At 63.0% G+C, this 12,855-nt stretch carries 10 protein-coding genes; 5 read left to right on the top strand and 5 right to left on the bottom strand.

What is annotated here, in order from left to right; translation table 11 throughout:
* The 4 genes from nirB to ASD44_RS15710 all read right to left on the bottom strand — a co-directional run bounded on the left by nirB (position 1) and on the right by ASD44_RS15710 (position 5,912).
* A complete protein-coding gene (nirB, locus tag ASD44_RS15725) occupies positions 1–2,451 on the bottom strand; it encodes a nitrite reductase large subunit NirB (RefSeq protein ID WP_056113991.1) in 2,451 nt (816 codons plus the stop codon).
* 4 nt (positions 2,452–2,455) lie between these two features.
* On the bottom strand, positions 2,456–3,754 hold the full coding sequence (locus tag ASD44_RS15720; RefSeq protein WP_056113989.1) for a nitrate/nitrite transporter: 1,299 nt from the start codon (positions 3,752–3,754) through the stop codon (positions 2,456–2,458).
* Positions 3,755–4,092: 338 nt separating this feature from the next.
* Positions 4,093–5,313, bottom strand: a complete 1,221-nt coding sequence (locus ASD44_RS15715) for a CmpA/NrtA family ABC transporter substrate-binding protein (protein WP_056113985.1) — start codon at positions 5,311–5,313, stop codon at positions 4,093–4,095.
* Positions 5,310–5,912 carry an ANTAR domain-containing response regulator gene (locus ASD44_RS15710; RefSeq protein WP_056113982.1) on the bottom strand — a complete coding sequence of 201 codons (603 nt, stop codon included), beginning with the start codon at positions 5,910–5,912 and terminating at the stop codon, positions 5,310–5,312. Before ASD44_RS15710 ends, ASD44_RS15715 begins: the two co-directional genes overlap by 4 nt.
* A 365-nt stretch (positions 5,913–6,277) precedes the next feature.
* Between ASD44_RS15710 and ASD44_RS15705 the strand changes: the two genes are divergently transcribed.
* From ASD44_RS15705 to ASD44_RS15695, 3 genes are all read left to right on the top strand, one after another.
* Positions 6,278–6,637, top strand: coding sequence for a septal ring lytic transglycosylase RlpA family protein (locus ASD44_RS15705; RefSeq protein ID WP_056113978.1), 360 nt, complete (start codon positions 6,278–6,280; stop codon positions 6,635–6,637).
* 233 nt (positions 6,638–6,870) lie between these two features.
* Positions 6,871–8,148, top strand: a complete 1,278-nt coding sequence (locus tag ASD44_RS15700; protein WP_056113976.1) for a polyhydroxyalkanoate depolymerase — start codon at positions 6,871–6,873, stop codon at positions 8,146–8,148.
* Positions 8,149–8,358: 210 nt separating this feature from the next.
* The gene (locus ASD44_RS15695) at positions 8,359–8,982 is read left to right on the top strand and encodes a transglutaminase-like cysteine peptidase (RefSeq protein WP_056113972.1); all 624 of its coding nucleotides are present in this window, start codon (positions 8,359–8,361) and stop codon (positions 8,980–8,982) included.
* Positions 8,983–9,044: 62 nt separating this feature from the next.
* On the opposite strand, the gene ASD44_RS15690 is transcribed toward ASD44_RS15695, so the two are convergent.
* Positions 9,045–10,574, bottom strand: coding sequence for a YifB family Mg chelatase-like AAA ATPase (locus ASD44_RS15690; protein ID WP_056113969.1), 1,530 nt, complete (start codon positions 10,572–10,574; stop codon positions 9,045–9,047).
* 557 nt (positions 10,575–11,131) lie between these two features.
* On the opposite strand from ASD44_RS15690, the gene ASD44_RS15685 reads away from it, so the two are divergent.
* Entirely contained in the window at positions 11,132–11,884 is a 753-nt protein-coding gene (locus ASD44_RS15685) for a FadR/GntR family transcriptional regulator (protein WP_056113966.1), read from the top strand.
* Positions 11,885–11,948: 64 nt separating this feature from the next.
* Positions 11,949–12,854 carry a 5-dehydro-4-deoxyglucarate dehydratase gene (gene kdgD, locus ASD44_RS15680; protein ID WP_056113963.1) on the top strand — a complete coding sequence of 302 codons (906 nt, stop codon included), beginning with the start codon at positions 11,949–11,951 and terminating at the stop codon, positions 12,852–12,854.
* Position 12,855: the final 1 nt, after the last annotated feature.

Genomic DNA, 12,855 nt, shown 5'->3' with positions numbered 1-12,855 from the left:
CTACTCCGCGGCTTCGGCGAACTGGGCTACGGCCATTGGTTGAAACTCATGCTTGTCCTTGCCGGAGACGCGTTCCGACCATGGATCGACCTGCGCGAATTTCTGGCTGAAGACGAAGCGGTCGTAGTAGGCCTTGCGCCTGCCGGCATCGTCGAGCACCTGGCGCTTGATCTCGGCCGTTCCAATGCGCTTGGCCCATTTGTAGATGCGTTCGAGATAACGCGCCTGCTCGCGGTACATCTGAGTCAGCGCAACGATGATCTCGAGCGCCTCGTCCTCCGACTTCGCCATGCCCAGCACCTCCGTGCCCTTGATGTCGAGCCCGGCGGCGCCAGCGAAGTGTATCTCGTAGCCGGAATCGACACAGACCACGCCGACATCCTTGCAGGTCGCCTCGGCGCAGTTCCGCGGGCAGCCGGACACCGCCATCTTGACCTTGGCCGGCGTCCACGATCCCCACATGAACTTTTCTATGCGGATGCCAAGACCCGTAGAATCCTGGGTGCCGAAACGGCACCAGTCGGTGCCGACACACGTCTTCACCGTGCGCAGGCCCTTGGCATAGGCCTGACCGGAGACGAAGCCGGCCTGGCCGAGATCGGCCCAAACCGCCGGCAGATCCTCCTTGCGGATACCCAGCATGTCGATGCGCTGTCCGCCAGTGACCTTCACCGCCGGAATGCCGAATTTGTCGACCACATCGGCAATCGCACGCAGTTCCTTCGACGAGGTCATGCCGCCCCACATGCGCGGCACCACCGAATAGGTGCCGTCCTTCTGGATGTTGGCGTGGACGCGTTCGTTGATGAAACGCGACTGGTAATCGTCGGCATACTCGTCCGGCCAGTCCGCAATGAGATAGTAGTTCAGCGCCGGGCGGCATTTGGCGCAGCCGCAGGAGGTTTTCCACTCCAGTTCCTGCATGACGGCTGGAATAGTCTTCAGCCCCTTGGCCTTGATCAGCCGGCGCACGTCGTCATGGCCAAGCGCGGTGCAGGCGCACATCGGCTGGACTGCGGCGGCGTTGTAACTGTCGCCCAGTGTGAGCTTCAGCAATTGTTCCACCAGCCCGGTGCAGGAGCCGCAGGAAGCCGACGCCTTGGTATGGGCGCGCACATCGTCCAGGCCGGTCAGACCCTTGGCTGTGATCGCGCCGGTGATCTTGCCCTTGCAGACGCCGTTGCAGCCGCAGATTTCCGCATCACCCGCCAGCGCCGCAACGGCCGCCAAAGGGTCCGCGGATTGGCCCCCCTGAAAGGCCTGGCCGAAGATCAGCGTATCGCGTATCTCCGAAATGTCGGTTTGCTTTTTCTTGAGGTCGTTGAACCAGGCGCCGTCGCCGGTCTCGCCGAACAGCACCGTGCCGATGATCCTGTTGTCCTGCAGGATGACGCGTTTGTAGATGCCGGACGAGGCATCGCGCAGGATGATCTCCTCGCGATCCTCGCCGTCGGCAAAGTCACCGATGGAATAGAGGTCGATGCCGGTGACCTTGAGCTTGGTCGGCGTATCGGCGTGAGCGAACCGCCTGTCCTCGCCATCCGAAAGCTTGGCCGCCATGACGCGCGCCATTTCATAAAGCGGTGCGACGAGACCATAGACATGGCCGCCAACTTCGGCGCACTCGCCGAGCGCGAAGATCGCCGGGTCGGACGTCTGCATGCGGTCGTCGGTAACGATGCCACGGTTGACCTCGAGCCCGGCCTCGCTGGCAAGCGTCACATTGGGCCGGATGCCGACAGCCATGACCACCAGCGTCGCGGGGATCACCTCGCCGTCGGCCAGTTCGACGCCCTCGACCCTGCCGTTGCCGACTATTTGCTTGGTGTTGGCCTTGGTGATGACCTTGATGCCGCGTGCTTCCACCGCCTTCTGCAGCAGATAGCCGGCCGCCGGGTCGAGTTGTCGCTCCATCAGCGTGGGCATGACATGCAGCAAAGTCACATCCATGCCGCGCTCCTTCAAGCCGGCCGCCGCTTCGAGGCCGAGCAGGCCGCCGCCGATCACCACAGCCCTGGCCCGCGACTGGGCGGCCAGCAGCATGGCGTTGACGTCGTCGAGGTCGCGGTAGCTGAGCACACCCGGCAGGTCCTTGCCGGGCACCGGGATTATGAAAGGCACCGAACCGGTGGCGATCACCAGCCGGTCGTAGCTTTCCGTCACGCCGTGGTCGGAGGTCACGGTCTTCGCCTCACGGTCGATGGCGACGATCCTGTGGCCCTTGTAGAGCGTGATGCCGTGCTTGATGTACCAGCCATCGCCATGGATGACGATCTCTTCATAGTCCTTTTCGCCGGACAGAACCGGCGACAGCATGATGCGGTCGTAGTTCACGCGCGGCTCGGCATTGAAGATGGTGATCCGGTAGCGGTCTGGCGTGGCTTCCAGCAGGTGCTCCAGCATTCTGCCGGGCGCCATGCCGTTGCCGATGATGACGAGTTTCTCGGTCATGGGTTCAGGTCCTGGCTTGTTCTGTGGCTTGGCCGAGCGGGGTCCGGCGGCTTATCCTGACTATGGTGATCTGCATCCAGACGAGGCAGGCGGCGGCGACAAGCAACAGCAGCATGAAGCAGCTCGACCAGACGCCAGTCAGGTCGTTCAGCGCGCCGAAGACGATCGGCAGGACGAAGCCGCCGAGGCCGCCAATCATGCCGACGAGGCCGCCAACGGCGCCGACATTGTTCGGGTAGTAGACCGGAATGTGCTTGTAGACGGCGGCCTTGCCGACAGCCATGAAGAAGCCGAGCACGAAGGCAACGGCGATGAACGCGACCCAACTCACTTCAAAGTGGAAGTTGATCGGGCCGTTGATGCCGCGCACGACATAGTCGGCCGCGGGCAGGGCCAGAACCAGGCAGCACACGCAGGACACCGCGAAAGTCCAGTAGAGCACCGTGCGCGCGCCGATCCTGTCGGAGAGCACGCCGCCATAAGCGCGGAAGACCGAGGCCGGGATCGAATACGCCGCGCCGATCATCCCGGCGGTGACGATGTCGAAGCCGTAGACGCCGATGAGGTAGCGCGGCAGCCACAAGGCGAGCGCGACGAAGCCGCCGAAGACGAAGAAATAGTAGAAGGCGAAGCGCCAGACGCGGATGTCCTTGAGGGGCTGGAATTCCGCCATGAAGCTGCGCGGCTGACCGGCGCCGGTGAGGCGGCGCTGGCAGATGACCGGGTCGTCCTCGGTCGTGAACCAGAACACCACGGCCATGACGGCAAGCGTGGCCGCCCAGATCAAGGCGACGCTCTGCCAACCGAAGGCGAGCAGGAAGAACGGCGCAGCGAATTTCGTCACCGCGGCGCCGACATTGCCGACGCCGAAGATACCGAGCGCCGTACCCTGCCGGCTTGCCGGATAGAAGCGCGAGACGTAGGCGACGCCGACCGCGAAGGAACCGCCCGCCAGACCGACGCCGAGGGCAGCGACCAGCATCTGCGCATAGGTGGTGGCAAAGGCGAGCAGGAATGTGGCGAGCGCCGCCGCCGCCATCGTCGCGGTGTACACCAGCCGGCCGCCGAAGCGGTCGGTCCATATTCCGAGCACCATACGCACCAGCGAGCCGGTCAGGATCGGCATGCCGATCAACAGGCCGAACTCGGTCTCGGTCAGGCCAAGCTCGCCTTTGATCCTGACGCCGATGATGGAGAATATGGTCCATACCGCAAAGCAGATGGTGAAAGCGATGGTAGACATAGCGAGCGCGCGCGACGGTGCGTGATCATGCATGGCGGCCGGTGGGTGAGTCCTGCTCATTTTCGCTCCATGGGCGGCTGGGAGGGGGCCGCGCTGTGGCTGAAACAAAAAAGCCGCCGAGCAGGCCTGTCGCGCTCCTGTGCGGAATCGCGAAAAGACCTGTTCGGCGGCTTTGCCTGGGGTGCGCCCGTCATTGGACGCAAATTTCTCGACCCCGAAGGGCCTGCTATAGATCAAGCAGGAAGCGTGCCAAATCCAAGATTTTCAATTTTTTGCAATATAATCAGATGCTTAATGAAGAACCCGGTTTCTGGCAGCTCTCGGCAATCGCCAACGAAATGGCCAATCCACAGGGCAAACTGCATAAGATTTGTGCGCTGCAATAAATTGTACAGGATTTAATCGCGCACCTGCTGGCTCTTCAGATAGGCATCGATTGCGTCAGGGTCGAACACCTTGCCGTCGAAGAACCCGTCCGGTCCCAGCACCAGGCTGGCGCCTGCCGAACCCACCGGCGTCGGCGAGGTCAGCGCGCCCTCGACCTTGGCGTTTGCCCCCGGCAGCGCCACTCCAAGCGGCTTGAGGGCGGAGCGGTAGAGGTCGGGGCGATAAGTGTCCAAGGCCTTGGCGGCATTTTCAGCCGTGGCATTGATTTGTCCCCACCGGACCATCTGCGAATAGAACCACAAGGCATGGCTCTTCCACGGGAAGGTCGCGGCCTTGGCCTGAGGCAGGAAGAAATCATCCACCTGAACCGTTCCCGCACCGCTCCGGATTTGCCCCGACAGGGCGGGAAGCAGCCAGTCAACGGGACAATCCAGGTAGTGCGGGCACGAGAGCAACCCCGCCAGTTCCTCGCGATTGCCGGGCTGCGCGCACCATTCCGCCGACCTGTAGAGCGCCCGCAACAGCGCCGCAAGCTCACCGGGATTGGCCTCAGCCCAGGGCGCGGCGACGCCTAGAACCTTTTCGGGGCTCGACTTCCAGATCGCCGCCTTGACCGTGGCGATATGGCCGAGGCCCTTGGCCACGGCGGCAGTGTTCCAGGGCTCGCCGGCGCAATAGCCGTCGATGCGCCCTGCCCCGATGGCATCGGCCATCAGCGGCGGCGGCAGGATGACGATCTCGACGTCCCGGTCCGGATCGATGCCGCTGGCGGCAAGCCAGTAGCGCAGTTCATAATTATGCCCCGAATGCGGATGAACGACGCCGAAGCGCAACGTCGGTCGCCCCGCCTTCGCAACGGCGGCGATCGTCGCGCGCAGTGCGCGGCCGGCAGTCGTCGGATCGAGATCGCCGACCGAGCCGGCATCCGCCATCTTCTGCCAGAGCGCCACGGAGACGGTCACCGCATTGCCGCCCAGCCCAAGCGCCATCGGCGCCAGCGTCGGCGTCGCCAGCGGGGTCATGCCGAGATTGCAGGCGATCGGCATCGGCGCCAGCATGTGCGCCACGTCGAAGTGCCCGACCGCCATGCGGTCGCGGATGTTGGCCCAGGAGATTTCGCGAACCAGATGAAGGTCAAGGCCCTCGGCTTCGGCAAAACCCTTTTCGCGCGCCGCAACCAGAATGGCGCTGTCAAGCAGAGGCATGATGCCGGCCGCGATGCGATGGGTCATGGCTGGTCTCCCTCGCCAAGCAGGCCGGCCGCGGTGACGAGGCTTTGCGCGATGTCGGCGATTTTGCGGTTCTGGTTCATCGCCGTCTTGCGCAGCAGCGCATAGGCCTCGTGCTCCGAAATCCCCTTCGAGCGCATCAGAATGCCCTTGGCGCGGTCGATGACCTTGCGTCCCTGCAATTCGGAACGGGCTTCCTCGAGTTCTTGCGCCAATCGCGAAAAGGCCCGGAATCGGCTGATCGCCATATCGAGGATCGGCTTGACGCGCTCCTTGCGAAGCCCGTCGACCACATAGGCGGAAACGCCGGCATCGACAGCGGCTTCGATGGAACTGGCGTCCGACCTGTCGACGAACATGGCGATGGGCCGCTTCACCACACGCGACAGCTGGAACATGTTTTCCAGCATGTCGCGATTGGGATTCTCCAGATCGATGACGATGACGTCCGGCTCGATCTCGGCGATGCGGGCGGCAATGCCTGCAATGTCGTGGATGAGCGTCACACGCTCATGTCCAGCCTCGCGCAATCCGGCCTCGATGATCGCGGCGCGGATTCGGTTTTCATCGATGACCAGGATCGCCAGGGAAGCTGCCGCCATGCCGCTATCCTGATCTGCCGCCGGCTTTATGCAATGCGGCAAAGCGCCCGCACGAAAAGCTTGCGATGTCGTTTTCACAGGGTGTCAACGCTAGGATAAGATATGCCTGAATCATTCCTCAAATTGATCCAATCGGCTTTTGTGAGCAGTGAGCAACGAGGCTCATATCGCATCAGTACACAGAGCAAGCCACGAGGCCATCAAGGATATACAGCAGGATTTTCTTGGATTTTTTCATGACGTACTGTTTCTCAATGACTCCAAACGTGTGCCTTCGACATGGAACTGCCAAGGTACAGCCGCATTTGCTGCCACATTTCGTCGGTTAACGCTTCGTATCTGTCAATGGAGCACGTTTCCCAGGAATGATTATCAACAAACGCGCCGCGCTTTTCTCCGCGGCTGCCGTGGCCGGGCTTGTGCTCAGCGCCTCGGTCACCCCCGCCGCCGCGCAATGCGGCCACGCCTCATGGTATGCGCTTCACTCCCGCACCGCTTCGGGCGAACGCATGAATCCCTCGGCACTGACCGCCGCGCACCGAAGCCTGCCTTTCGGCACCCGTCTCAAGGTGACCAACAAGAAAAACGGCAAGAGCGTCGTGGTCCGCATCAACGACCGGGGCCCCTTCATCAAGGGACGCGTGCTCGACCTTTCGAAGGGCGCCGCGAGCCGCATCGGGATCATCAAATCCGGCCATGCCTCGGTCTGCATGGCGCAAGTCTAGCCCGAAACAGCAGTTCAACGATCAAAGCGCCGGTGTACGGCGCTTTTTTCGTCCGAAATCCGCCAATTGCGTTCGCTTGATGGAAGTGCGCCGCCCACGCCCCTCGCCCGCTGCATGACAGTTCCGCGACGATCTATTGCGCTGCAGCAAATTCTTGCTAACTTCCCTATGAGATATTGGAAGCTCGGCGCCGCCTGTCGTCCTTTCCTTGGCATAGAGCAGCGGGAGTTTCGATGTTTTACCAACTTTACGAGATGAACCATGCTGCACTGCAGCCAGCGCGCGCTTTTGCCGAGGCGACGCGCCTGCTCTACAGCAATCCGCTGAACCCCTTGTCGCATACGCCATGGGGCCGCTCGGTGGCTGCAAGCGCCGAATTGTTCGAGCGCACAACCCGCCGGTACGGCAAGCCGCAATTCGGGCTGACCAGCACGATCGTCGACTGGAAGACGGTCCCCGTTAAAGAGAAGACCGTCTGGTCGAAGCCCTTCTGCAGGCTGATCCATTTCGAGCGCGAGGTACCGGCCGGACGGCGGGCCGATCCCAAGCTGCTGATCGTCGCGCCGATGTCCGGGCATTATGCGACGCTGCTGCGCGGCACGGTCGAGGCCATGCTGCCGCACGCCGAGGTCTACATCACCGACTGGATCGACGCCCGCACGGTGCCGGTTTCGGCAGGCCGCTTCGATCTCGACGACTATATCGACTACGTCATCGATATGTTTCACGCACTCGGACCCGACACCCATGTGATGGCCGTGTGCCAGCCTTCCGTGCCGGTGCTAGCCGCGGTTTCGATCATGGAGGCCGAGGGAGATCGCTTCTCGCCGGCCACGATGACGTTGATGGGCGGCCCCATCGACACCCGCCGCAACCCGACGGCGGTGAACCTGCTGGCCAAGGACAAGGACCTCGACTGGTTCCGCGACAATGTCATCATGACGGCGCCGTGGCCGGTGCCGGGCTTTGGCCGCGAGGTCTACCCCGGCTTCCTGCAACTCTCGGGCTTCATGACCATGAACCTCGACCGCCACATCATCGCTCACAAGGACTTCTTCATGAACCTCGTGAAGCATGACGGCGACGGGGCGGAGAAGCACCGCGACTTCTACGACGAATATCTGGCGGTGATGGACCTGACGGCGGAATTCTACCTGCAGACAGTCGACACGGTTTTCATCCGCCATGCCTTGCCCAAGGGCGAAATGACCTATCGTGGTGTTCCGGTCGATCCCGGAAAGATCCGCAATGTGGCGCTTTTCACCGTCGAAGGCGAGAACGACGATATTTCAGGGCTCGGCCAGACGGAGGCGGCGCATGGCCTCTGCGCCGGTCTGCCCGCCGACATGAAGGCGCACTACATGCAGCCGGCGGTCGGACATTACGGCGTGTTCAACGGCTCGCGTTTCCGCGCCGAGATCGTGCCGCGCATCGTCGATTTCATCACCAGCTATGGACGCAATACGGGCGTTCCGGCCAAAGCCAAGGCGGTTCAGGCGTTCAAACCCTGAATTGAGCGCATCTGAGATGCCCATGCGACCAAGCCCGTCATGCAGACGGAGCATGTCCCATGACAATTCGGCGATTCAAGGCGGCTGTTGCACAATAGCCGCTGTCGCCCCGCAGTCAGTAACCATGACGTGATGCAGGCCATTCCTTCAATTGACACGAAGTGTGAAACCCCCTTAACGTTTCGTTAACAACAGGGGTTCGCGGGGACAATGGTTTCCTCACTGGTGGCGCGCGGCCTGCGCTATTGCGCAGCAATTGCGGTTGGCCTGACGGCGGGAGTCTGGGCAGCGGATGCGACATCGGCGTCCGCGTCGATGGCGACGGGCAGCATCACCTCGCAGCCGATCGGCCACTATGATTTCTGCAAGGCCAATCCGGCGGAATGCTCCATAAAGCTCGCCAATACCGGCCCCGCCTCGATGACCGAAACGCTCTGGCGGCAGCTGGCCGGCGTGACCGCAGCGGTCAATGCCGCAGTCAAGCCGATGAACGACATCGACATTTACGGCAAGGATGAAGTCTGGGCCTTTCCCGACAGCGGCGTCGGCGATTGCGAAGATTACGTCCTGGAAAAGCGCCGCCGGCTCAACAGGCTCGGCATGTCGCTGGCCGATCTCCTGATCACCGTCGTGCGCAAGCCTGATGGCGAAGGCCATGCGGTCCTGACCGTGCGGACCAACAAGGGCGACTACATTCTCGACAATCTGACCGACAAGGTCAGGCTCTGGGACGAGACCGGATACCGCTTCCTCAAGCGGCAGGCCGCCAACAACACCGGCCGCTGGGTTTCGATCCGCGACGGCCAGCAGATTCTGGTGGGCTCGGTCCAGTAGTCTCCGATCACAACAGCGCCGCCTCGGACTGAAACCTCCAGCTGCCGGCTACGAGTGAGGGATCAGGCCGCCTGCGCCATACGATCCGTCGCCATCCGGTAGGAAATCGCCTCAGCCAGATGAATGCGGCCGATGTTTTCACTGCCGTCCAGGTCGGCCAGCGTACGGGCAACCTTGAGAACCCGATGATAGGCGCGGGCCGAAAATCCGAACTTTTCGCTGGCATCCTGCAACAGCGCCCGGCCTGCGGCGTCGGGCAGCGCGACTTCCTCGATTGCCGAAGCCGCACATTGCGCGTTGGTGCTGGCGGCCACGCCCAGCCTTTCAAAACGCGCCCGCTGCACGGCGCGGGCTGTGGCGACGCGGGCGGCGACCGCCGCGCTCGTCTCCGCCTTGCCCGGGCGCAGCATATCGCTGGCGGCAACGGCCGGCACATCGACGCGCAAGTCGATGCGGTCCAGCAGCGGACCGGAAATACGCGCCTGATAATCGCCACGGCAGCGCTCGCCGCGCGCGCAGCGGTAGCCGGGTTCGCCGGCCATGCCGCATCGGCACGGATTCATGGCGGCGACGAGCTGGATGCGGGCCGGATAGGTGATGCGATGATTGGCGCGGGCAATCATGCACTCTCCCGATTCCAGCGGCTGGCGCAAGGCATCCAGCGTCTGCGGCGAAAACTCGGGAAACTCATCAAGGAACAGCACGCCGTGATGGGCAAGCGACACCTCGCCCGGCCTCGCCCGCAAACCGCCGCCCACCATCGCCGCCATCGACGCCGAATGATGCGGCGCGCGGAAGGGCCGCCGATCGGTCAGCCTGCCTTCGGCAAGTTCGCCGGCGACGGAAGCGATCATCGACACTTCGAGCAGTTCCTTCGGCGCCAACGGCGGCAATATGGACGGCAGACGCTGTGCCAGCATCGACTTGCCAGAACCCGGCGGGCCGATCATCAAGAGGTTGTGGCCGCCGGCTGCGGCCACTTCCAGCGCCCGCTTGGCGCTCTCCTGGCCCTTGATGTCGGCGAGGTCCGGCAGGCCGGACGCCGGCGCGCGCGTGCCGGGTTCGGGCCGCGACAGAACCTGCGTGCCGCGGAAATGATTGGCGATGGCGATCAGGCTGCGGGGCGCCAGAATATCGATTTCCGATCCCGCCCATGCCGCCTCCGGGCCGCAGCCATGCGGGCAGATCAATCCCCTGCCATCCGCATTGGCGCCGATCGCCGCCGGAAGCGCCCCGGCCACCGCCGTGATTGTCCCGTCGAGCGACAATTCACCCAGCACGACGAAGCCGGCCAGCATGTCGCCGGGTATGGCGCCCAATGACGCCATCAGCCCGAGCGCGATGGGAAGGTCGTAGTGGCTGCCTTCCTTGGGAAGATCCGCCGGAGCGAGGTTGACCGTCACCTTCTTGGCCGGCATCGACAGTCCCGACGCATGAAGCGCCGCCTGAACGCGCTCCCGGCTCTCGGCGACCGCCTTGTCGGGAAGCCCGACGATCGACATGCCGACCTTGCCGGGCGCGACCATCACCTGAACATCGACAGGCACGGCCTCGATGCCCTGAAAGGCTACTGTGCGCACACGCGAAACCATTGCCGTCCCCGCAGCGGATTGTCCGCAACCCAGAATGATCGTCCAGGCGAAGACAAGCATAGTTCAAGGGTCAAATCAAGAACATTTCATGAACGATCTCACGCATGAGATGTATACTGGTTGCGGCTGGTTGTGGCGCTGGAACATCCACGTCAGCACCGCAAAAAGTCAGCGGAGCCCGTCGGCGTACGGTCAGCCATCGGTCGGCACGCAGCCGCTGAGAAGCGGCGCGACGCCTATAAAGCCCGACCGGCAACATTTTCATAGTGATTAGGCATCGGCGCCTCCGCGCTGCGTCATGTCGATGGCGCACCTGACAGCAAGCAGATGACAAAGTCTGACCGGGTCCAGGAGATGGTAGCCTAGGTCAGAAGGTCACGAAACAAATGCCGCGGATCCGGTGTCGAAGGAGAAGGAAAGCCCGCCCTGCCGGCGCCGAGCGGGTGATAATTCAACAGCGCCGTTTTACAAATCCGGCTTTCCTCCATAAGATCAATTGCGATCCGGATTCGTAATTCATAGTACGACTTTATCTTTTCGATCGCCTTGGAGGTGTCATGCAAGGATCAGATCGGCAAGGCGCGCGCCGTACTCTGTCGTCGCGGGTATCCGATGCCCTGCGGGCGCAAATTGAAGCCGGCTATTACGCGCCGGGCGACAAATTGCCGACCGAGCCCGCGCTGATCGACCGGTTCGGCTTCAGCCGCACCGTGATCCGCGAAGCCATTGCCGCCTTGCGCGCCGACGGGCTGGTCGAATCCCGCCAAGGGGCCGGCGTCTTCGTCATCGGACCGCGCCAGACAGATCCGGCGCTGAAGCTGTTCACCAGCGAGACCGACAAGATTTCCGATATCATCGAGGAACTGGAGCTTCGCATCGCTATCGAGGTCGAAGCCGCGGGGCTGGCGGCGGCAAGGAGTTCGCCCGCCCAGGAGGCCGAAATCCTGGCACAGGTCGACAATTTCGCCTCGCTGGTCGCGCAAGGAGGCTCGACCGCCGAAGCCGACTTCCATTTCCACATGGCCATCGCCACGGCCACCAACAATGCCCGCTTCCGCACCTTTCTCGAGCATGTCGGGCGCCGCATGATCCCGCGCGTGAAGTTCCGCACGGTAATGGGCGGGGTCGATCCGCTGCCCAGCCGGGACGAGCCAATCCTGCTGGAGCATCGGGAGATCGCCGACGCGATCCTGGCGCGCGACCCGGAACGGGCGCGCGAAGCCATGCGTCGGCACCTCGTCACCGGCATCAAGCGCTATCGCTCCCTGACCTCCTGGAGACCGAACCAGAAATCCGAAGGCCAAGGTTGACTCATCTTAAAAGTCATCATATGAATTTTCTCGTCATAAACGAAGGAAGACGAGAGGGAATTCGTTGTCGCCGGAAGAAATCAAGTCGCGTGTCGGTTCTGGACTGCTGTCCTTTCCGGTAACCCACTTCACCGAGGAGCTTGGGCTCAATCTCGAAAGCTACCGCCGCCATGTCGAGTGGCTCTCGGGCTTTGAAGCGGCGGCGCTTTTCGCCGCTGGCGGAACCGGTGAGTTCTTCTCGCTTTCGCCCGACGAGGTCGGACAGGTCACCCGGGCGGCAAAGGAAGCCTCGGGAGACGTGCCGATCATCGCCGGTTGCGGCTACGGCACATCACTCGCCGTGGAGACCGCCCGGATTGTCGAGGCTGCCGGCGCCGATGGCATGCTGCTGTTGCCCCATTATCTGATGGAAGCGCCGCAGGAGGGCATTTTCGCCCATGTGAAGGCGGTCTGCGATTCGACCGGCCTCGGCGTCATCCTCTACAACCGCGCCAATTCCGTCGCCAATGCCGACACCGTCGCGCGCCTGGCCGAGGTGTGCCCGAACCTGATCGGTTTCAAGGACGGCACCGGCAAGGTCGATCTGGTGCGCCACGTCACCGCCAGGCTTGGCGACCGGCTGTGCTACATCGGCGGCATGCCGACCCATGAGCTTTTCGCCGAAGGGTTCAACGGCGTCGGCGTCACCACCTATTCATCCGCGGTCTTCAATTTCGTGCCCGAACTGGCGCAGCGCTTCTACCGCGCCCTGCGTGCGGGCGACCGGGCGACGATGGAGGAAATCCTGCACAGGTTCTTTTTCCCGTTCGCGGCGCTGCGCGACCGCAAGGCCGGGTACCCGGTTTCGATCATCAAGGCCGGCGTCGACCTGATCGGCTATACGCCGGGCCCGGTGCGCCCGCCGCTGGTCGACCTGACCCCAGACGAACGTGAGGCGCTGCGCGGACTGATCGAGGCCGCGCAAGGCTGAT

Origin of the sequence: Mesorhizobium sp. Root554 (genome assembly GCF_001427025.1) — a bacterium.
Classification (GTDB): domain Bacteria; phylum Pseudomonadota; class Alphaproteobacteria; order Rhizobiales; family Rhizobiaceae; genus Mesorhizobium.
Note: the sequence above shows the minus strand (reverse complement) of the source record. Positions and strands in the feature narration are given on the sequence as shown.